Genomic DNA, 19,891 nt, shown 5'->3' with positions numbered 1-19,891 from the left:
GCGAGTGATGGCGGTCCTGCGTCTGCTGACCCGGCTGCCCGCCGCGGGGATGGACCTCGCGGTCGGGGTTCCCGTCCGGACGGCCCGGCGGGTCGTCCCGGCGGCCGGCACGGCCGTCCGAGTGGCGGCCGATGCGGCGGGCACGGGCGTGCGCACCACCGCCCGCGGCGCGCTGGCGGTGTCGCAGACCGCGGTGCGGGTCGGCCGGGTCGGGCTGAGCGCCATGGCCCCCGGCCGGCGCTACTGGCATGCCGGGTCCCGGGTCCAGCTCCCGCTGCGCCCGAGCCCGGGCGCGACCGTACGCAGCCTGGAGGCGGCGGCCCGGCGGGTGGCGACCGGCCTGGTGCAGCGCCCCGACGTGCTCGCCGCCTACTGGGACGGCGGGCTGGCCCGGCTGGTGGTGCAGATGACGCAGGACGCCGTCACCGACCGCGTGGTGGAGCGGGCGACCGAGCTCGCGGCCGGGCAGCGGCTGGAGCGGCCGGAGGAGGACGTGCTGGAGCCCGCGCACCCGGGTCATACCGGCGGTGTGCGCTCCGGTGCGCTCGCCCTGGCCTGCGACGCGGTGGGTATCGCCAGCGCCGTCGCCGCGCGGACGGTCCACCTGAAGAGCAACTCCCACCTGGTCACGACCGGAGTGACGCTGCTGCGTGAGGACCCGCGGGTGCGATCGGTGCTCCGCCGCCATCTGGGCCGCTCGGCCACCGATCTGGTGCTGGCCGCCGCCAACGCGGCCGCGCACGGCGTGGGGCAGTCGCCGACCGCCCTGGCCCTGGACGCGGTGCTGAGGGTGGGTCAGCTGGCCGAGGCCGTCGCCCGTGCCGCCGCGTTCGACGCCGCGCACGACACCGTCTGCGCTCCGGATCGGCTGAGCCTGGCCGGCCGCCAGGTCGCCCGGCCGCAGCTGCACCGCCGTCCAGGAGAGGACTACCGGGACCAGGCGATCACGGGAACCCTGTTCGGCGCGGTCGGAACGCTCCTGTTCTCCCGGGACGTGCACGAGGCGGCGGAGGCGCTGATGGCCGGCAATCCCAAGGCCGTCCGGTACGGCCCGGAGGCCTTCACCGCCGCACTGTGCACCGAACTGGCCCGCGAGGGCGTACTCGTGCGCAACCTCGACCGACTCGGGCAGTTGGAGCTCGTCGACACGGTGGTACTCCACCCCGAGGCGCTGCGCAGCACTCGGCGTACGGTCCTGGACGTCAACTCCAACGTGCCCGACTGGGACCACGACCGACTGTGGCAGACGGCCACGGCGACCCTGGACGGTGGCGGGGCGCTCGGCCTGCGTCCGGTGCCCGACCAGGCCGGTTCCCGTATCGGGCTGATGATCGCGTCGGAGCGGGGCAGGGACGTCGGCACCGTGCTGGTCGGCTGGGAGCTCGACCCGCTCGCCGAGGCGGCACTGGACGCGGCCCGCCGAGCCGGCCTGTACGTCGTGGTGCAGGACGATGGTTCGCTCGGCGACTTCGGCGCACTGGCGGACGAACTCGTGGGTGCCGAAAGGACGTTGGCCGATTTGGTCGGAGAGCTGCGCAGCAGCGGCCGGGTCGTTCTGACGGTAGCTCATGTGCCGTGCGGCCGGGCCGGGACGGAGCGGCAACTGAGCCCGGAGAGCCGCGAGGTGCTGGCCGGCCTGCTGCGCAGCGACGTCGCCGTCTCACTCACCGACGAGGGCAGTGCGGTGGTGTGGGGCGCGGATGTGCTGCTGCTGCACGGGCTGGAGGGGGCTTGGCGACTGCTGGCGGCGATACCCGCGGCCCGTACCGTCGGCGAGCACTCGAAGGTCTTCGCCGAGGCGGGTGCGGCGCTCGCCGGGCTGCTGGTGGTGACCCGGGGACCGCGTTCGAAGCACCTCACCTTCCCGCTCGGTTTCCGGCTCGGCCCGGTGCACGCCGCCGCTGCCGCCTCGCTCGTCTCGGGCTGGCGTGCCGCGCTGCGGGTCAACACCGACCGTGCGCCGCACCCGCCGCCGCGGGTGCCCTGGCACGCCCTGCAGCCGCAGGAGGCACTGACCCGGCTGCGGGCCCGCGCCGCGGGCGTGGAACCGGGCGTGTCGGCGCGGATCCGGGAGGGCGCCGTCAGGCTCGCGCGTCTTCCGGTCTTCGCGCCCGAGCGCCTGGCGGTCCGGCTGGTCAGCTCCGTCCGCGGCGAACTGCACGATCCGCTCACGCCGTTGCTGCTCGTCGGCGCCATCGCCTCCGCCCTGCTCGGGTCCGTCGTGGACGCGCTGATGGTGCTCGGCGCCATGGGCGTGAACGCCCTCGTCGGCGGGGTCCAGCGACTGCGGGCCGAGCGCGCGCTCTCCGGACTCAAGCTGGAACAGCGCCAAAAGGCCCGCCGGATAACCGACTTGGGAACCGGCGAGGCGAGGACGGTGGAGGCCGGGCGGCTGGCCCCGGGTGAGGTGATCGAGCTCTACACCGGCGACGTGGTACCCGCCGACGCCCGGCTGCTGAAGGCCGATGAACTGGAGGTGGACGAGTCCTCGCTGACCGGCGAGTCGCTGCCGACCGGCAAGCAGGTGGACGCAACACCGCAGGCCGCGGTGGCCGAGCGGCACTGCATGGTGTTCGAGGGCACCACGGTGGTCGCCGGCCACGGCCGGGCCGTCGTGGTGGGCACCGGCGGGGAGACCGAGGCCGGGCGGGCGGCGCACCTGGCCTCGCGCACCGCGCCCGCGCCCGGCGTCCAGGCCCGGCTGCACGAACTGACCGGCCGGATGCTGCCGTTCACCCTGCTCGGCGGCGCTGCGGTGACCGGTCTGTCGCTGCTGCGCGGCCGGCCGGTACGGGAGGCGGTCCGGGGAGGGCTGGCGGTGGCGGTGGCCGCGGTCCCGGAGGGCCTGCCGCTGGTGGCGACCGTCGCGCAGTTGTCCGCGACCCGGCGACTGAGCCGGATCGGCATCCTGGTCCGCGCCCCGCGCGCGCTGGAGGCGCTCGGCCGGATGGACACCGTCTGCTTCGACAAGACCGGCACGCTGACCGAGAACCGGCTGCGCGTGGTGCGGGTGGCGACCGCGGACGGCACCGAGCACCCGGCCGGTTCCACCGATGCCGCGCCGCTGGTCCACGCCGCCGCGCTGACCTGCCGCACTCCCGGCCGGGAGGCGGGTGTCCACGCCCACTCCACCGACGAGGCGATCCTCACCGCCGCACTGCCCGGCTCGCCGTGGACCCTCGCCGAGGTGCAGCCGTTCGAGGCCAGTCGCGGGTACGCCTCCGCCGTCGGGTGTGACGCGGAGGGGGCCCGCGCGCTGCTGGTGAAGGGTGCGCCTGAGGTCGTGCTGCCGGCCTGCACGGAGACTGCCGAGGGCGACGGGACCGCGCAGGCGCTGGCCGCCGACGGCCTGCGGGTGCTGGCGGTCGCCGGTCGCCGGCTCACGGAGGCCGAGGAGCCCGCCGAGGTGATCGGCCGGCCGCTCGAGGATCTGGACCTGCTCGGCTTCATCGGCCTGGCCGACACCCCCCGCCCCGGTTCCGCACCGCTGGTGGCCGACCTCCGCCGGGCCGGCGTGCGGCCCGTGATGCTCACCGGCGACCACCCGCAGACGGCCCGCGCCGTGGCCCTCCAGCTCGGCTGGCCGGATGACGTATCGGTGATCACGGGGGACGAGCTGGCCGCCCTGGACCGCATCGGACGGGCCCGCCTGCTGCGCGGCTGCGACGTGGCGGCGAGGGTCGCCCCGGAGCAGAAGCTGCAGGTGGTGGAGGCGCTGCAGGCGGCCGGCCGGGTGGTGGCAATGGTCGGGGACGGCTCCAACGACGCGGCCGCCATCCGCGCCGCCGACGTCGGAGTCGGCATCGCGGTGCACGGCTCGGCGGCGGCCCGGAACGCGGCCGATCTGGTGATCACCGGCGGCGACCTGTCGGTCCTGGTGGATGCCGTGGCCGAGGGCCGGGCGCTGTGGCGCAGCGTGGCGGACGCGATCAGCGTCCTGATCGGCGGCAATGCCGGTGAGATCGGCTTCTCGGTGCTCGGCACCCTGCTGTCCGGGGCCTCGCCGCTGTCCACCCGGCAGATCCTGCTGGTCAACCTGCTGACCGACATGTTCCCGGCGATGGCCGTCGCGGTCACCCCGCGGGACGACGCCGCCGAGGAGAGCCTGGCCGGCGAATCCGCCCTGGTCGGCACCGTCCCGGTGGGCATCGCGGTGCTCGGTGAGCCGCTGACGCGGCAGATCCGCCAGCGTGGGGTCGTAACCGCGCTGGGCGCGAGCACCGCCTGGCTGATCGGCACGTTCACGCCGGGCTCCGCCCGGCGGACCAGCACGATGGCGCTGTGCGGTGTGGTCGGCGCCCAGCTAACCCAGACGGTCGGCGGCCGGCGACGCAGTCCGCTGGTGCTGGCGACGGTCCTCGGTTCGGCGCTCTCGCTGTTCGTGCTGATCGAGACGCCGCTGGTCAGCCGGTTCTTCGGCTGTGCACCCCTCGGCCCGGTGGCCTGGGCCGGAGTCGCCACCGCGATGGTCGTCGCCGCGCTGGGCCCGCACCTGGCGCCGAGGTTCGAATCCCTCGCCCGGCAGCTGCGGCAACCCCGCTGATCGCCTCCCTCGCGTCCCGGCGCCTTGTTACCCGGCCCGGGGTGCCCGGTGCGCCGGACCGCGATGTCCTCCGGCCTGCCCCGGACGAACACGACGTCGATCAGCCGCTCGCCTCCGCCGCCGCCCGGGTCCTCGCCAGTGATTCCCGAACGCGCCCGGGCGGTACGGTCGTTGGCCAGGGGAGCAGTCTGCCCTACCCGTCCCCGTCCGGGGTGGCAAGGACCCGCCGTGGTGGGAGAGTTCAATCGACCCGGGCCGCGGCCCGAACTCGTCTCCGCAAGATCACCGGAGCGTCGAGCGGGTGATCGCGGTGAGGGCGCGGTGGAGGGTGGACTCGCTGGATGGGCGATCGGGCCAGCGGGCGGCGACGTGGCCGTCAGGTCGGATGAGCAGTGCTCCATGTGGGCCGAGGCCGCAGAGGTCGGCATGGTCGTCGGGAAGGCGCTCGATGTGCAGCGGCCATGGTGCGGTGGTCTGTTGCGCCCAGTGGTTGGGGTCCGGGGTGAGCAGGGTGAACCATTCGCCGAAGGCGTCGAGCGTGGAGCGGTCCCGCGTGAGCCAGAGGTGTGGCATGCGACGGCCTGGCCTCGCCGTGGGGACATAGTCCGGGCCGCTGTCGGACGGCTCGAGCGGGATGCCGCGGTCGGCGAGGACGGCGGCAGAGTGGTAGGTGACGCCGAACACAAGACCGAGTTGGGCGAAGTACCGCTCGGACCAGGGAAGTTCGATCCGGGTCGACGCTGCTTCGCCGGCTCGGAGCTGCTCGCTGCGCCGGTTCTGTACCTGGAGCATGAGTCGGGTGTTGACCACGGCTTGACGAAGAGTCCGGTGGGCGATGGGTTGCCGTTCCGTCTCGTAGGTCTCCAACAGGCTCGGCCGGGCCCACCGTTGGAGGACACCTGCCAGCTTCCAGCACAGGTTGTGCGCATCGGCGATGCCGGCGTTCATGCCCAGGCCGCCGACGATGGGAACCGCGTGCGCGGCGTCGCCGGCCAGCAGGATCCGGCCGCTGCGGAAGCGGTCGGCGACGAACGCGCTCATCACCCAGTGCTGTACCCGCGACACGTCGGCAGGTACGTCGGCGCCGGCGCCGAGGGCGCGCGAGACGAGGCCGGGCCAGTCGGCGCGTGCGGCGGCTTCGGGCGTGGCGACGAACCAGGCCCAGCCGCCTTCGGGGTAGAGCGGGGCGAACAGTCCGTGCGCGGTGAAGTAGACCCCGGCGGGCTGGTGGGCGCACCAGCGGTCGAGGTCGGCATCGAACACGACGGTGGTGAAGTCCCCCATCGCTCCGGGGCCGGTGGTGTCGATCCCCAGCCGTTGCCGGAGGGTGGAGTTCGCACCGTCGGCGGCCAGGACATGACGGGCCCGGACGCGGGTCTCCGCACCACGCCGGTGGTCGACGAGCAGGGCCACGACGCCGTCGGCCTCCTCGGCCAGGTCAATGAGCTCGACCCCGAACCCCACCGGCGCGTCCGCTGCGGCGAGCAGGGTGGGTTCCAGCCGGTCCTGCGAGGTGACCACGCCGGTCACGGGGCTCGCGGGTACCGGAGCGTTGACCCCGACCATCGCCGCTGTGGCGAAGTCGCGGTCGTGCAGGGTGTCGCGGAAGCGGATCCGGCCGTACTCCGGTGCGAACGCGCCGGCCGTGATCCTGTCAGCAAGTCCGAGCTGGCGGAAGATCTCCATCGAGCGCACGTTGACCAGCCGGGACCGGGGAAAGGGCGACAGCTCACCGTGCTTCTCGACCAGCAGGGTCCGCACGCCCCAGCGTTCCAGTAGCACCCGGGCGGTGAGCCCGACCGGCCCACCACCGACGATCAGTACCGCCACCTCGGCGTCCGCTACGGGCATACCTGGCTCCTCCCCCGACGCGACGGCCGCGTCGACGGTGTCCTGAACCACCATGAGATCAATCCTCCGCACCCGGCGGCCGGCCGCAATCACGGGATGTCGTGCACAGGAGTCCGACGAACCCGGGGTGGCATGCCTGGTCAACCGCAGAATCAGCCGAGAAGGAGGTCGAAGAGCCCATCAGGAAACCGCTTGTCAGGCAATTGCGCAACCTGGCCCCACCCGATCGGGTGATCTGAGGAATCGACCTGTCACGGGCCGGGCAGACGGTATCCGACGACATGCCTTCACGTCTCTCGGGAGGATGCCATGACCGTGATGATCCTGCTGACCGTACCCCTGGTCGTCGCCGCCGGGCTCACCTTCACCCGGATCGGCCTGCCTCCCGCCCGCCATCGCCGAACCCAGCCGAGCCGCCCGGGTCCCGGACGAATGGCCCAGCCGACCTCCGTGCGATTGGCCCAGTTGGAGGGCGAGGCCCGGGTCTAGCCTGGGCTCCGTCCGCAGGTCTGCGGACGACTGAACCGAGCAGTGGAACGGAAGTCCCCATGCGTGTCTTCGTAGCGGGCGCCACCGGCGCCGTCGGCCGACTCCTCGTCCCCCTGCTGCTGGCGGCCGGGCACGAGGTCACCGGCACCTCCCGCTCGGAGTCCGGGACGGAGCGGATCCGCCGCCAGGGTGCGGCGGCCGCCCGGGTCGACGTGTTCGACGCCGAAGGGCTGCATCGCGCGGTGGCCGCGGCAGCCCCCGAGGTGGTGATCCATCAACTGACCGATCTCACCGACGCGGACGGCGCCGCCAACGGCCGGCTCCGCCGTGAGGGCACCCGCAACCTGGTGGACGCGGCCAGGGCCGCCGGAGTGCCGAGGATCGTCGCCCAGTCCATCTGCTGGGCGTACGCCCCCGGAGAGGGGCCCGCCGACGAGTCGGTACCGCTCGACGACGACGCACGGCAGCCACGGGCCGGGATGGTGGCCGCCGTCCGGGCGCTGGAGGAGACGGCCATCGAGATGGACGCCGCGGTGGTGCTGCGCTACGGCATCCTCTACGGTCCGGGCACCTGGTACGCACCCGGCGGTGCCGTTGCCGCGGCGCTGGCCGGTGCCCCGGACGCGCGGTTCCTGGGGAGCGTCGAGGCGGACGACTCGGTGAGCTCCTTCGTCCACGTCGCGGACGCGGCCAGGGCGGCGGTCGCCGCGCTGGCCTGGCCCGCCGGGCCGGTCAACATCGTCGACGACGAGCCCGCGCGGGCCCGCGACTGGCTCCCGGTACTGGCGCGGACGCTCGGGGTTCCCGCGCCCGAGGCCACTGCCGGGCGACAGGATTGGGCCCGCGGTGCGGCGGGCGGCCTGGCCCGCTCGCGTGGCTGGCGCACCGAGCGGACCAGTTGGCGGACCGGCTTCGCGGACCAAGGCGTCTGATCCGCCAGCACCGGATCAGCGCGGCTCCCCGCCCGCACCCGGCCTCGGCGGCGAGCCGCGCTCACCGTGCGGCGGGCGCGGACCGACGGCGCCGTGCTCACGGCAGCTTGGTCCCCTCCGGGAGGACGATCCCGAACTCGGCCTCCAGTACCCGCAACACCTCGTCCACGTCGGCCAGCTCGCGCTCCTCGCGCTCCCCTCCGGTCCTGGTCTCCACCAGCTTCCGTCCGCTCAGTTGGAGGTGCCGTCCGGGCAGGGTGCGGCAGGCGTACACCTCCTTGGTGAAGGGCGAGCGTGGGTTGGTCCCGATGTGCCAGTTGATGACCTCGAAGTCCGGTGCCTCGTAGGGCTCCAGGGTGAAGGCGTACTGGTCGGCCCAGGAACCGTCCGGCCGGCCGTGCTGGAGCACCCAGGTCGGCAGCGGTCCGCGCCGCTCCGCGTCGAACACCAGCCGGTGGCGCCGCCCGTCCGCGTCGAACTCCTGGTCCGCGACCAGCGGCACCGGCTCCGTCAGCGCGCCGCTGGAGCCGAAGCCGACGTCCGCGAGGTAGCGGCCCTCGTGTCCGGGGATCTCCACCAGCAGCATCATGTGCGTGCGCGGCCGGACGGCCCCGGGCTGCGCCCCGACCAGGACCCGGGCGCAGAGCAGGGTGACGCCGAAGCCGAGGGACTCCAGTACGGCGGCGAGCAGCGTGTTGTGCTCGTAGCAGTAACCGCCGCGGGTACCGCGCACCAGCTTGGCCTGCAGGTCGTCGAGGTCCAGCGAGGGAGCCGTCCCCAGCAGGGGGTCGAGGTTCTCGAACGGGATGCCGTACAGGTGCACGCGGTGGATCGTCCGCAGGGTTTCGACGATGGGCCGACGTTCTCCGGTCCAGGCGGTGCGGGTGAAGTAGTCGTCGAGGTCAAGAGCCATACGACCGACGATACGCGGTGGCCGTAGTCGGGCTCCCTTGGGGCACTGACCGTCAATATGTGCTGGTGGTAGGTGCTTTGGGCGGGATCGGCCATCGGCCCCGCTGCCGGTGCCGGTCAGCCGACGTTGTGCGGGCGGAACTGGATGCTGATGCGCGGGCCCGCGCCGCGGGCGGTCTCGGGGATGGCGTGCTCCCAGGTGCGCTGGCAGCTGCCGCCCATCACGACGAGGTCGCCGTGGCCCAGCGGCAGGCGCAGCTGGGGTGCGTCGCCGTACCGGGGGCGGAGCACGAGGGCTCGGGGCTCGCCGACCGAGAGGATGGCCACCATGGTGTCGTGGGTGTTGCCGCGCCCGAGACGGTCGCCGTGCCAGGCGACGCCGTCCCGTCCGTCCCGGTAGAAGCAGAGTCCGGCGGTGGTGAACGGCTCGCCGAGTTCCTCGGCGTAGTGGGCGCTGAGCGCTTCGCGGGCCGCGCCCAGGACGGGGTGCGGCAGCGGCTCACCCTCCCGGTAGTGCGCCAGCAGCCGGGGCACGCTGACCACGTTGTCGTACATCTTCCGGCGCTCGGCGCGCCAGGGGACATGGGTCGCCAGGTGTTCGAACAACGCGTCCGAGCCGGTCAGCCAGCCCGGCAGCAGGTCGACCCAGGCGTCGTGGGACAGCTCGGTGCGGCGCAGCGCGGCGAGATCCCCCAGCCGCAGCGGCGCGGCCTCGGCGGAGTCGAACAGCGATGTCTGGAGGTGGACGCTCACTCGTCCAGGCTACGCCATATATCGAACATCTGATCGGATATGCCTTGGCCGGAAGGTGTGACGGCCGGGCAAGGTGCAGGGTGGAGTCGTGAGAGTACGGCAGCCTCGCACGCAGCTCCGCCGGCCGAGCCCGACCGGGCTGCTGGTGCTGATCCCGCTCGCTTTCATCGTGGCGATCTCCTCGATCGACATCGCCTCGCCCCCCTACGTCCACCTCGGGCCGCTGCTCGTGGTCGCGCCGGCGATCACGGCCTCCTTCGCCGGTGCCCGACTCACCGCCCTCATCGGGTTCACCGCCGTGGTGGCACAGGTGGTGATCGGGATCTTCCACGGCGGCCTGGGCACCACCAACCACGAGGCCCAGGTCGCGGCGCTGCTGGTGGTCTCGGCCGTGATCGTCTTCTACTGCCGGGTGCGCGAGCGGCACGGGCGGGAGCTGACGCATGTCCGGTCGGTGTCCGAGGCCGTCCAGGAGGTGCTGCTGAGACCGCTGCCGCCGCGACTCGGCCCGCTCCAAGTCGCGGCGGCGTACCTGGCGGCCGAGGACGAAGCCCATGTCGGCGGCGACCTCTACGCCGCCACCAGGGTCGCCCACGGGACCCGGCTGATCATCGGGGACGTCCGGGGCAAGGGCCTGGCCGCCGTCGGGGACTCCGCCCATCTGCTCGGCGCCTTCCGCGAGCTGGCCCACCACTACCAGGACCTGCCGGCACTCGCCTCCGCCCTGGAGGAGAGCTTCTGCCGCCATCTGGCGGAGACCGCGCCGACCGACGAGAAGCACGGGGAGCATACCGAGCGGTTCGTGACCGCACTGCTGCTCGACATCCCCGACGCCTCCCCGGTGGTCAGGACGACGATCTGCGGCCATCCGCCGCCACTGCTGCTGCACGGCGGCTTGGTCGACCTCCTCCACCCCCGGGAGCCGGCGCCCCCCCTGGGAATGTGCGGGCTGCGGGACACCCGGTACCCCGTGGAGACCTTCGCCTTCGAATCCGGCGACACCATCCTGCTGTACACCGACGGCATCACCGAGGCGCGGGACCGCTCCCGCGCCTTCTATCCCCTCACCGACCGGGTCTCCGCCTGGTCCACGGCCGACCCGCCCGACCTGCTCCGGCACATCCGGCACGACCTGGTCGACCACGTCGGCGGGCGGCTGCGGGACGACGCGGCACTGATCGCCCTCAGGCGGACCTGAGCGGGCGTGGTTGACCTGGGGGCCGGTCGGGGCGGGCCCGAGCGCGCGCGGTCCGGGGAGATTGCCTGGGACGCCGCGGAACCGTGCACGCTCTGGGGCGCGTGATCACATCCGGGCGCTCTGGGCAGCGCGCGGCCCCGGCAGTGCCTCGCAGAGCCGGTCGAGCTCGTCCTCGGTGTTGTAGTAGTGGACCGACGCGCGGACCACTGAGGTCAGGTTCCGGGCCTCGAAGTCCCAGCGGGCGGAGTCCGTGGTCGAGACCGAGACGTTGATCCCCTGCTCCCGGAGGTCCTGGGCGATCCGGTGGCTGTCCCGGCCCTCGACGGTGAAGGTCACGATGCCGCACTGGCGCGCTCCCCGGTCGTGGACGCTCACCCCGGGCAGGGCGCGCAGGCGCCGGCGCAGTACGTCGGCGAGCCGGGTGATGCGCTCCTCGATCGCGTCCAGGCCAAGCTCCAGGGCGTAGTCGGCGGCGACCCCCAGACCGATCTTCCCCGCGTAGAAGGTCTCCCAGCTCTCGAACCGGCGGGCGTCGTCGCGGATCCGGTAGGTGTCAGGCGAGGTCCAGGTCGCGGCGTGCAAGTCCAGGAAGGGCGGCTCCAGCCGGGTCCGGACGCGCGGTGAGCAGTAGAGGAAGCCGGTGCCGCGCGGTCCGCGCAGGAACTTGCGGCCGGTCGCGCTGAGCAGGTCGCAGCCGACCTCGGTGACGTCCACCGGGAACTGGCCGACGGACTGGCAGGCGTCCAGCAGATAGATCGCCCCGGCTTCCCGCGTGACCCTGCCGATCTCGGCGGCGGGATTGACCAGGCCACCCTGGGTGGGCACATGGGTGACCGCGACGAGTCTCACCCGTTCGTCGATCATCTCCCGCAGCGCCTGGACGTCCGTCTGGCCGCTGTCGTCGTCCGGTACGACCTCGACCTGGACTCCGTACCGACGGGCGGCCTGGAGGAAGGCGATGACGTTGCTGGCGTACTCGGCGCGGGCGGTCAGGATCCGGTCGCCCGGTGCCCACGGGATCGAGTAGAAGGCCATGTCCCAGGCGCGGGTGGCGTTCTCCACCACCGCGATGTCCTCCCGGCCGGCGCACACCAGCCGGGCCAGCGCGTCGTAGGTGTGCTCGATCCGGTCGGCCTCGGCACCGGCGGCCTCGTAACCCCCGACCTCCTCCTCCAGCCGCAGGTGCCGCATCACCGCGTCCACCACCGGACGCGGCTGCAGAGCGGCCCCGGCGTTGTTCAGATGAACGACTCGTGCGCAGCCCGCCGTATCTCGACGCACCCGCTCCAGATCGATCCGTTCCACCGGCCCGGCCCCTTTCGTGATCGTCGTGCTCCGTCTCCCTGCAACGTGCCGGGACCTGGCGATGTCCCCGCTCCGTAGAAACCCGGCCTCACGCTCCGGGACGGCCGGCGGCCAGCCGGTAGACCTGCCGTGAACCGCCTTCCGGGCCCGGTTCGGCGGTCTCGGCGGGGGCGAACCCGAGCCGCTCGTAGAAGACCCGCGCCCCGCTGGTCACGGCCCCCGGATGGCCCGCCCCGAAGGTGACCACGTCCACGCTGCCCACCAGGGGCCCGATCCGGCGCAGCGCCTCCGCCATCAGCGCGCGTCCGACGCCCTGCCTGCGCGCGTGCTCCGCGACCACCAGCCAGTGGACGTGGTGGACGGGGGCCTGCCCGCCGAACAGCAGCCCGCCGAGCAGACCGGGCCTGCTGAGTGCACCGGGCCCGCCGAGTGGACCGGGCCCGCCGTCGGATGGGACGGCGACCAGGGCCGTCGCCCGGCCGGTGTGCTTGCGTACGGCGCGGTGGAAGCCGCTCTCCCCCACCATCGGGCCGAACCAGTGCTCGACCTGGGCCGCCAGGTCGAGGAAGCCGGTGAAGTCCCGCTCCTGGGCGGCTCTGATGATCATTCCGTAAGTCTGCCAGGGCCTGGTCCTTGGGCCCTGTGCGGACTATGCCTCGGCCGGTGGCGCCCACAGCCTGCGCACCGTCTCGAACACCTTCTGGTTGTGCGAGATCTCGATCACGTTCCCGTCCGGGTCCCGCAGCGCGCAGACGTACCCCACCCACTCGGACACGTCCTGCGGTTCCCAGTGCAGGCAGCCGAGTTCCCTGGCCCGCTCGGCGATCAGGTCCACCTCGGCGCGGCTGGGCACCTCGATGCCCAGGTGAGCGAAGGGGGTGAGCAGGCCGAGCTGCTTGCCGCTTTCCCGGTCGAAGGCCACCAGCACCAGCACGAAGGGTGTCTCGTACTGGCCGGGGTTGGACAGCCAGGCGCTGCGGCCCGCGTCGTCCGCGAACCGGGACACCACCACGAGCGGCGTCAGCGAGGTGTAGAAGTCGATCGCCCGGTCGAGATCACCGACCGGCAGTGCGACGTGCGTCCAGCGGGCTTGCTGCAGTTGCTCCTTCATGCGGCTCCCATCTTCCCGACCTCATCTGCCGACGATTCTGACGGAGAATCAGGAACGCCGGTATCACGCATCGCCCGAGGACGGTCCGGGTCCGGGCAGCCAGACGCCGGGGGCCGGCCCCGACCGTACCGGGTGGCCGGTTCCGTGGCGGGCACCGGTGCCGGACCGATCGGCGTGCGGACTCCGGGCCGAGCGGCGACGCTGGAGAGGGAGCAGTCTCGGCAAGGAGGACGCCCATGTCTGTGATGGACAAGGTCAGGCAGATGCTGAAGGGCCACGAGGAGCAGGCCATGAGAGGCATCGACAAAGCGGGGGACTTCTTCGACGAGAAGACCCACGGCAGGTACAGCAGCCGGGTCCACTCGACCCAGGACAAGCTGAAGGAGCAGCTGGGCGTGAACCGCCCACCGGACGAACCGCCCCAGCAGTGACCCACGGCGGAATACCGCTTGGCGGGCCGCGTGCGGAGCACGGTTTCCTGCCGTCCGCCCTTGTCAGGCCGACCGGGCGGGCCGAGCCTGGGGCGATGCTGACCCACGGGAGCCTGTGGTGGAACCAGGTCAACGTCTGCGCCATGCTGGACAGCCGGCTCCGGGACACCACCCTCGCCGTCGCGCCGATGTTCCACATCGGCGGGCTCAACGCGCTGGCCCTGGGCGCCCTGGTCCGCGGCGGCACGGTGGTCGTCCACCGTGGCTTCGACCCGGCGCCGGTCAGGTCTCCGTGCCCTGACCACCGACCGGGACCGCGACCACGACCGGGGCCGGGGCGGGGGCCGGCAGCTCCTCGGCGCCCCAGCGGCGGGCGAGGACCGCGCACACCATCAGCTGGATCTGGTGGAAGAGCATCAGCGGCAGTGCCATCAGGGCCGCCGAGCCGGGGAAGAGCACCGATGCCATCGGCAGCCCGGCGGCCAGGCTCTTCTTGGAGCCGCAGAAGACCAGGGCGATCCGGTCCCCGCGCCCGAATCCGAGCCGGCGGCCGAGCAGCGCGGTGCAGCACAGCACCAGTGCCAGCAGCGCCGCCTCCACCACCAGCAGCACGGCCAGCCCGGGCAGCGGCAGTTGGCTCCAGATGCCGCCGACCATGCCGGCGCTGAAGGCGCTGTAGACCACCAGCAGGATCGAGCCGCGGTCCACCAGGCCGAGCACCCGGCGGTGGCGGCCCATCCAGGCGGCGATCCAGCGGCGCAGCAACTGCCCGGCCAGGAAGGGCAGTAGCAGTTGCTCGACGATGCCGAGCACCGAGTGGGCGGCGATCCGGCCCTGGGTGCTGAGCAGCGCGGCGGCGAGCAGGGGTGTGAGCACGACGCCGACGAGGCTGGAGAAGGTCGCGCTGCAGACGGCGGCGGCGGCGTTGCCGCGCGCGATGGAGGTGAAGGCTATCGAGGACTGGACGGTGGACGGGAGCAGGGTGAGGAAGAGCAGTCCCTGGTAGAGCTGCGGGGAGAGCAGTCCGGGGACGAGTGCCCGGCAGGCCAGTCCGAGCAGCGGGAAGAGGACGTAGGTGACGGCGAGCACGGTGCCGTGCAGACGCCACTGCTTCAGGCCGTCGAGGGCTTCCCGGGTGGACAGCCGCGCGCCGTAGAGGAAGAAGAGCAGGGCGACCGCCCCGTCGGCGGTGTCCGACACGGCCGTCGCGGCCGCTGCCCGGGCGGGGAGCAGGGCGGCCAGGGCGACGGTGCCGAGCAGGGCGGCCAGGTAGGGGTCGAAGGGCAGGCGGCGTGGCAGCTTGGGGAAGGGCATGGCCCTCAGCCTGGTCCCGGGCCCGGTGATTGTGAATCCCGCTCGCGGCGCTCACTGCCATCACAAAATATGATGACCAGCGCTACGCTCATCAGGTGTTCGATCCGATCCAGCTGAGGTCCTTCCTGGCGGTCGCGCAGACCGGCGGGTTCACCCGCGCCGCCCACCGGCTGGGAGTGCGCCAGTCGACGGTCAGCCAGCACGTCCGGCGGCTGGAGGAGAGCACCGGCCGACGGCTGTTCCGGCGCGACACCCACTCCGTCGAGCTCACTGCCGAGGGCGAGGCCATGGTGGGCTTCGCCCGGTCGATCCTGGACGCCAACGAGCAGGCCTACGCGTACTTCGCCCGCAGCCCGGCCCGGGGCCGGGTTCGGTTCGGGGCGTCCGAGGACTTCGTGTACACCGAGCTGCCTCAGGTCCTGCGCACCTTCCGGCGGGGCAACCCAGGGGTGGACCTGGAGCTCACGGTCGGCCTCAGCAGCTCCCTCTACGAGCAACTGGCCGACGGCAGACTGGACTTGGTGCTCGCCAAACGTCCCTCCGAAAGCTCCGACGGACGGCTGCTGTGGCGGGACCGCCTGGTCTGGATCGGGGCCGATGACTTCGCACCCGAGCCCGGGCAGCCCGTACCGCTGATCGTCTATCCGCCGCCGAGCATCACCCGGGCCCGTGCCCTGGAGGCCCTCGACCGGGACGGACGGCCGTGGCGGATCGCCTGCACCAGCACCAGCCTGTCCGGGGTACGGGCGGCGGCACTGGCCGGTCTCGGCGTGATGGCCCACGCCAGGAGCCTGATCCCGCCCGGTCTGCGCGAGCTGCCGCCACAGCCGGAGCTGCCGGACCTCGGCGAAACCGAGTTCGTGCTCACCTCCGGACGCAGGACCGCCCGGGGACCGGTGCGTTCGCTCGCCGACGCCCTGCTCGCGGGCGGCGACCGACTGCAGCACGTCCCGCGCGGGGCGCCGGGAGGCCGCCGGGACTGAACCCCGGCCGCATCGCGCCGTGGCCGTCTCGGCGACCACCGTGCGCCCCCGAAGCGCGCGGCCGCTCAGCTGACAGGCCACATCGGGAGTTCGGTGGCCGGGCCACCGGCCCGCACCCGCCCGACCGGCCGCCGGCCCGCGGGAGCTCCGGGCAATCGGGTGAAGGCCGCGCTGCGGAGCGCGTCCGCCCGGGAACGGCCGGGGCTTCACGGTATGGCTGTGCGGGACGGTCGCTCGCGGACGGGAGTCGTGATGGCGCGGTGGTGGAACAGGTCCGGGATCGGCGGACGTACCCGCAAGGCCGTCCGGCGCACGGCCGTGGCACTCGACGGCCGGGCCCCGCTGTTCGACGGGCTCAGGGGCCTGTTGCGGAAGATCTTCCCGGACCACTGGTCCTTCCTGCTCGGCGAGCTGGCGCTGTACAGCTTCGTGGTGCTCCTGCTCACCGGGGTGTTCCTGACGATGTACTTCCAGCCGTCGATGGCCGAGACCGTGTACAACGGACCGTACGCGCCGCTGCGCGGGGTGCTGGTCAGCGAGGCGTACTCCTCCACGCTGGCGATCAGCTTCGAGGTGCGCGGTGGGCTTCTGATCCGTCAGATCCACCACTGGGCCGCGCTGGTCTTCACCTCGGCGATCGGTGTCCACCTGCTGCGGATCTTCTTCACAGGTGCGTTCCGCCGCCCGAGGGAGGTCAACTGGCTGGTCGGGCTGACGCTCTTCCAGCTCTCCCTGCTGGAGGGCTTCGCCGGCTACTCGCTGCCCGACGACTTGCTGTCCGGCACCGGCCTGCGCACCGCGCAGGGGTTCATCCTGTCCGTCCCGCTGGTCGGCACCTGGTTGAGCTATCTGCTGTTCGGCGGCGACTTCCCCGGTCAGATCCTCATCCCGCGCCTGTACACCACGCACATCCTGCTGCTGCCGGGAGCGCTGGCGGGCCTGATCACGCTGCACCTGTTGTTGGTGTTCGCCCTCGGGCACACCCAGTGGGCCGGGCCGGGCCGAAACAACCGCAACGTAGTCGGCAAACCGCTCTACCCGCTGTTCCTGGTGAAGACCAACGGCCTGCTGGCGATGGTCTTCGGCGTCCTGGCGCTGGTCTCGGCGATCGGCCAGATCAACCCGGTCTGGCGGTACGGTCCCTACCGTCCCGACCAGGCCTCGACCGACGCCCAGCCCGACTGGTACATGGGGTTCATCGAGGGCGCGCTGCGGCTGATGCCGGGCGCGGAGACCCGGCTGTGGGGCCACAGCATCCCCTGGAACCCGCTGATCCCCGCCGTGCTCTTCCCGCTGGGCTTCTTCGCGGCGCTGTACGCCTACCCCTTCCTGGAGCGCTGGGTCACCGGCGACCTGGGCCCGCAGCACCTGTGCGACCGTCCGCGCAACCAGCCCACCCGCACCGGTATCGGCGTGGCCGGGTTCTCGTTCTACGTGATCCTGCTGCTGGCGGGTGCGCAGGACGTCATCGCCCGCACCTTCGCCGTCTCGGTGGAGGGGCTGGACCGCGTGCTGCGGGCGCTGGTGTTCGTGGTCCCGGTCGTGGCGTTCTGGGTGACCAAGCGGGTGTGCCTGGGGCTGCAGCAGGTGGACCGCGAGCGGCTGGCGGAGGGTGAGGAGAGCGGGTTCATCCGCGCGTCGGTCGAGGGCGGATTCCACGAGAGTTCACACTCGCTCACCGACCGGCGACGGTTCACCCTGGCGGCCCGAACCGTGCCGCGTCCGCTGCCCCGCCCCGTAGCCGGCGCCTCTCGGCTCGCCCGGCTCAGGGCGGCGCTCAGCTCCTGGTACTACCGGGACCGGGTCGACTTCCCCGAGCCCCGCGAGGACACGGTGCCCTCCGAGCGGCCGTGAGCCCTCACGGCCGGCGCTGACCGTACTGGAAGACGAAGCCCACCGCCGCGGGGATCAGCACGCCGAACCCGATCAGCACCAGCCACAGGCCGAACACCACGCCGAGCCCGAAGAGTGCCGCCCCCAGGGCGCAGAGCACCGGGAAGAGGCTGTGCGGCGCGAAGAAGTCGAGCGGCCCCGCCCCATCGGCGATCGGGATGTCGGTACGGTCCTGGAGGCGGTCGCCGCGCTTGGTGTGCTGGGTCCAGCAGAACAGTGCCACCAGGCCGGACATCAGGAAGGACACGGTCAGTGCGACCGTACCGGCCGGCTCGGCCGCCAGCCAGCCGTACATCGCGCCGGTGACACCGAAGAACGCGGCGACCCCGGCGAACAGGTACCCCTCGGCTCTCATCGGCGCTCGCTCTCCCCTCTGGCCTCCAGCGCCTCCATCGCCTCGCGCGAGTACTCGGGGTGGTTGAGGTCGAAGGCCGGAGCCTCCGAGCGGATCCTGGGCAGGGCATGGAAGTTGTGCCGCGGCGGCGGGCAGGAGGTCGCCCACTCCAGCGAGCGGCCGAAGCCCCAGGGGTCGTCGACCGCGACCCGTCCCGCGTGTCTCATGGTGTGCCAGACGTTGTACAGGAATGGCAGGGTGGACAGCCCCAGCGCGAACGAACCGATGGAGGAGATCGCGTTGAGGGTGGTGAAGCCCTCGGTGGGCAGGTAGTCCGCGTACCGGCGCGGCATGCCCTGCGCGCCGAGCCAGTGCTGGACCAGGAAGGTGACCTGGAAGGACGGGAACAGCAGCCAGAAGTGCAGCTTCCCGTACCGCTCGTCCAGCATCCGGCCGGTCATCTTCGGCCACCAGAAGTAGAAGCCGGCGAAGGTCGCGAAGACCACCGTGCCGAACAGCACGTAGTGCAGGTGGGCCACGATGAAGTAGCTGTCGGACACATGGAAGTCGATCGGCGGGGAGGCGATCAGCACTCCGGTGAGACCGCCCAGCAGGAAGGTCACCAGGAAGCCGACCGAGAACAGCATCGGCGTCTCGAAGGAGAGCGAGCCGTAGCGCATCGTGCCGACCCAGTTGAAGAACTTCACCCCGGTCGGTACCGCGATCAGCAGCGAGGTCGCCGAGAAGAACGGCAGGAGCACCTGCCCGGTGACGAACATGTGGTGCGCCCAGACCACCGCGGAGAGGCCGGTGATCGTGATGGTGGCGGCGATCAGCCCGTAGTAGCCGAAGATCGGCTTGCGGGAGAACACCGGGATGATCTCCGAGACGATCCCGAAGAACGGCAGCGCCACGATGTACACCTCGGGGTGTCCGAAGAACCAGAACAGGTGCTGCCACAGGATCGCGCCGCCGTTGGCGGGGTCGAAGACGTGCGCCCCGAACTTGCGGTCCGCCTCCAGGCCGAGCAGGGCGGCGGTCAGCACCGGGAACGCCAGCAGGGCCAGGATCGAGGTGAACAGCACGTTCCAGGTGAAGATCGGCATCCGGAACAGGGTCATCCCCGGCGCCCGCAGGCACACGATGGTGGAGATGAAGTTGACCGAGCCGAGGATGGTGCTCAGACCGGCCACCACCAGGCCCATGGCCCAGAGGTCCCCGCCGGCGCCCGGGCTACGGACCGGCCCGTTCAGCGGGGCGTAGGCGAACCAGCCGAACGAGGCCGCGCCGTTGCTGGTGAGGAATCCGCTCACCACGATCAGCCCGCCGAACAGGAAGACCCAGTAGGTGAAGGCGTTCAGCCGGGGGAAGGCGACGTCCGGCGCCCCGATCTGCAGCGGCATCACGGCGTTGGCGAATCCCGTGAAGGTCGGCGTCGCGAACAGCAGCAGCATCACCGTGCCGTGGATGGTGAACAGCTGGTTGTACCGGTCCCGGCTGAGCAACTGCATTCCCGGCTGCAGGAGTTCGGCGCGCATCAGTATCGCCAGCACGCCCCCGAAGAGGAAGAACCCGAACGAGGTCAGCAGGTACATGTTCCCGATGGTCTTGTGGTCGGTGGTGCGCAGCCAGCCCAGGACCACGGCTCCGGTCCGTACCGCCGGCCGCACCGGCGCATCCGCGCCGCCACCCGGCCGGGCGTCCAGCTGTTCGGTCATCCCAGTGCCTCTCTGCTGACGGGTGATCAGCGTCATCCCACCGACGGGTCGGGCGCACCTATCGAAGCATCAAAAGAGCGCCGCGGAGCGCAGCCGACCTCCTGCGCGTTGCGTTCGACCGGGA

Annotated in this window: 16 protein-coding genes and 1 pseudogene; 8 read left to right on the top strand and 9 right to left on the bottom strand. The window is 72.2% G+C overall.

What is annotated here, in order from left to right; all coding sequences use genetic code 11:
- Positions 1-7: 7 nt before the first annotated feature.
- A complete protein-coding gene (locus tag ACWDAK_RS10420; protein ID WP_427393960.1) occupies positions 8-4,543 on the top strand; it encodes a cation-translocating P-type ATPase in 4,536 nt (1,511 codons plus the stop codon).
- Between the two features lie 282 nt (positions 4,544-4,825).
- Here the strand turns inward: ACWDAK_RS10420 and ACWDAK_RS10415 are convergent, their stop codons facing one another.
- The gene (locus tag ACWDAK_RS10415) at positions 4,826-6,394 is read right to left on the bottom strand and encodes an FAD-dependent monooxygenase (RefSeq protein WP_427393959.1); all 1,569 of its coding nucleotides are present in this window, start codon (positions 6,392-6,394) and stop codon (positions 4,826-4,828) included.
- Between the two features lie 309 nt (positions 6,395-6,703).
- On the opposite strand from ACWDAK_RS10415, the gene ACWDAK_RS10410 reads away from it, so the two are divergent.
- Together ACWDAK_RS10410 and ACWDAK_RS10405 are read left to right on the top strand one after the other, a co-directional pair.
- Positions 6,704-6,883 carry a hypothetical protein gene (locus tag ACWDAK_RS10410; protein WP_344636060.1) on the top strand — a complete coding sequence of 60 codons (180 nt, stop codon included), beginning with the start codon at positions 6,704-6,706 and terminating at the stop codon, positions 6,881-6,883.
- Positions 6,884-6,942: 59 nt separating this feature from the next.
- Positions 6,943-7,815, top strand: a complete 873-nt coding sequence (locus ACWDAK_RS10405; RefSeq protein WP_427393958.1) for an NAD-dependent epimerase/dehydratase family protein — start codon at positions 6,943-6,945, stop codon at positions 7,813-7,815.
- A 97-nt stretch (positions 7,816-7,912) separates the two neighbouring features.
- Here ACWDAK_RS10405 and ACWDAK_RS10400 read toward each other — a convergent pair whose 3' ends face one another.
- Both ACWDAK_RS10400 and ACWDAK_RS10395 read right to left on the bottom strand, forming a co-directional pair.
- A complete protein-coding gene (locus ACWDAK_RS10400) occupies positions 7,913-8,728 on the bottom strand; it encodes an arylamine N-acetyltransferase family protein (RefSeq protein ID WP_427393957.1) in 816 nt (271 codons plus the stop codon).
- A 116-nt stretch (positions 8,729-8,844) separates the two neighbouring features.
- Positions 8,845-9,480, bottom strand: coding sequence for an alpha-ketoglutarate-dependent dioxygenase AlkB (locus ACWDAK_RS10395; protein ID WP_427393956.1), 636 nt, complete (start codon positions 9,478-9,480; stop codon positions 8,845-8,847).
- An 88-nt stretch (positions 9,481-9,568) separates the two neighbouring features.
- Here ACWDAK_RS10395 and ACWDAK_RS10390 point away from each other — a divergent pair, with 88 nt between their 5' ends.
- Positions 9,569-10,678: a PP2C family protein-serine/threonine phosphatase gene (locus ACWDAK_RS10390; protein WP_344636064.1), complete on the top strand. Its 1,110-nt coding sequence runs from the start codon at positions 9,569-9,571 to the stop codon at positions 10,676-10,678.
- A gap of 105 nt (positions 10,679-10,783) precedes the next feature.
- Here the strand turns inward: ACWDAK_RS10390 and ACWDAK_RS10385 are convergent, their stop codons facing one another.
- The 3 genes from ACWDAK_RS10385 to ACWDAK_RS10375 form a co-directional block, all read right to left on the bottom strand.
- A complete protein-coding gene (locus ACWDAK_RS10385) occupies positions 10,784-11,983 on the bottom strand; it encodes an aminotransferase class V-fold PLP-dependent enzyme (RefSeq protein WP_427393955.1) in 1,200 nt (399 codons plus the stop codon).
- Positions 11,984-12,071: 88 nt separating this feature from the next.
- Complete coding sequence (locus tag ACWDAK_RS10380; protein ID WP_427393954.1) at positions 12,072-12,590, bottom strand: GNAT family N-acetyltransferase; 519 nt, start codon at positions 12,588-12,590, stop codon at positions 12,072-12,074.
- 42 nt (positions 12,591-12,632) lie between these two features.
- Positions 12,633-13,094 (bottom strand): VOC family protein, encoded by a 462-nt coding sequence (locus tag ACWDAK_RS10375; protein ID WP_427393953.1) that lies wholly within the window; start codon positions 13,092-13,094, stop codon positions 12,633-12,635.
- Between the two features lie 236 nt (positions 13,095-13,330).
- Between ACWDAK_RS10375 and ACWDAK_RS10370 the strand changes: the two genes are divergently transcribed.
- Positions 13,331-13,525 carry an antitoxin gene (locus ACWDAK_RS10370; protein ID WP_344636068.1) on the top strand — a complete coding sequence of 65 codons (195 nt, stop codon included), beginning with the start codon at positions 13,331-13,333 and terminating at the stop codon, positions 13,523-13,525.
- A gap of 95 nt (positions 13,526-13,620) precedes the next feature.
- Positions 13,621-13,740: pseudogene (locus ACWDAK_RS10365) on the top strand (hypothetical protein); the annotation flags it as partial.
- Between the two features lie 67 nt (positions 13,741-13,807).
- On the opposite strand, the gene ACWDAK_RS10360 reads toward ACWDAK_RS10365, so the two are convergent.
- Complete coding sequence (locus ACWDAK_RS10360; RefSeq protein ID WP_344636069.1) at positions 13,808-14,839, bottom strand: bile acid:sodium symporter family protein; 1,032 nt, start codon at positions 14,837-14,839, stop codon at positions 13,808-13,810.
- A 95-nt stretch (positions 14,840-14,934) separates the two neighbouring features.
- Here ACWDAK_RS10360 and ACWDAK_RS10355 point away from each other — a divergent pair, with 95 nt between their 5' ends.
- Together ACWDAK_RS10355 and qcrB are read left to right on the top strand one after the other, a co-directional pair.
- A complete protein-coding gene (locus tag ACWDAK_RS10355) occupies positions 14,935-15,822 on the top strand; it encodes a LysR substrate-binding domain-containing protein (protein ID WP_344636070.1) in 888 nt (295 codons plus the stop codon).
- 252 nt (positions 15,823-16,074) lie between these two features.
- A complete protein-coding gene (gene qcrB / locus ACWDAK_RS10350; protein ID WP_427393952.1) occupies positions 16,075-17,676 on the top strand; it encodes a cytochrome bc1 complex cytochrome b subunit in 1,602 nt (533 codons plus the stop codon).
- A 4-nt stretch (positions 17,677-17,680) separates the two neighbouring features.
- Here the strand turns inward: qcrB and ctaF are convergent, their stop codons facing one another.
- Positions 17,681-18,070, bottom strand: coding sequence for an aa3-type cytochrome oxidase subunit IV (gene ctaF / locus ACWDAK_RS10345; RefSeq protein ID WP_344636072.1), 390 nt, complete (start codon positions 18,068-18,070; stop codon positions 17,681-17,683).
- Positions 18,067-19,767, bottom strand: coding sequence for an aa3-type cytochrome oxidase subunit I (gene ctaD / locus ACWDAK_RS10340; protein WP_344636073.1), 1,701 nt, complete (start codon positions 19,765-19,767; stop codon positions 18,067-18,069). The genes ctaF and ctaD overlap by 4 nt, the downstream gene beginning before the upstream one ends.
- Positions 19,768-19,891 lie beyond the last annotated feature (124 nt).

Source organism: Kitasatospora sp. NPDC001175 (assembly GCF_053598215.1).
Note: the sequence above shows the minus strand (reverse complement) of the source record. Positions and strands in the feature narration are given on the sequence as shown.

What these genes read in the sequence shown, in the direction of transcription:
- ACWDAK_RS10420 (WP_427393960.1), top strand. Translation starts at nt 8, where the DNA reads ATGGCGGTCCTGCGTCTGCTGACCCGGCTGCCCGCCGCGGGGATGGAC.
- ACWDAK_RS10415 (WP_427393959.1), bottom strand. Translation starts at nt 6,394, where the DNA reads ATGCCCGTAGCGGACGCCGAGGTGGCGGTACTGATCGTCGGTGGTGGG.
- ACWDAK_RS10410 (WP_344636060.1), top strand. Translation starts at nt 6,704, where the DNA reads ATGACCGTGATGATCCTGCTGACCGTACCCCTGGTCGTCGCCGCCGGG.
- ACWDAK_RS10405 (WP_427393958.1), top strand. Translation starts at nt 6,943, where the DNA reads ATGCGTGTCTTCGTAGCGGGCGCCACCGGCGCCGTCGGCCGACTCCTC.
- ACWDAK_RS10400 (WP_427393957.1), bottom strand. Translation starts at nt 8,728, where the DNA reads ATGGCTCTTGACCTCGACGACTACTTCACCCGCACCGCCTGGACCGGA.
- ACWDAK_RS10380 (WP_427393954.1), bottom strand. Translation starts at nt 12,590, where the DNA reads ATGATCATCAGAGCCGCCCAGGAGCGGGACTTCACCGGCTTCCTCGAC.
- ACWDAK_RS10375 (WP_427393953.1), bottom strand. Translation starts at nt 13,094, where the DNA reads ATGAAGGAGCAACTGCAGCAAGCCCGCTGGACGCACGTCGCACTGCCG.
- ACWDAK_RS10370 (WP_344636068.1), top strand. Translation starts at nt 13,331, where the DNA reads ATGTCTGTGATGGACAAGGTCAGGCAGATGCTGAAGGGCCACGAGGAG.
- ACWDAK_RS10360 (WP_344636069.1), bottom strand. Translation starts at nt 14,839, where the DNA reads ATGCCCTTCCCCAAGCTGCCACGCCGCCTGCCCTTCGACCCCTACCTG.
- qcrB (WP_427393952.1), top strand. Translation starts at nt 16,075, where the DNA reads ATGGCGCGGTGGTGGAACAGGTCCGGGATCGGCGGACGTACCCGCAAG.
- ctaF (WP_344636072.1), bottom strand. Translation starts at nt 18,070, where the DNA reads ATGAGAGCCGAGGGGTACCTGTTCGCCGGGGTCGCCGCGTTCTTCGGT.
- ctaD (WP_344636073.1), bottom strand. Translation starts at nt 19,767, where the DNA reads ATGACCGAACAGCTGGACGCCCGGCCGGGTGGCGGCGCGGATGCGCCG.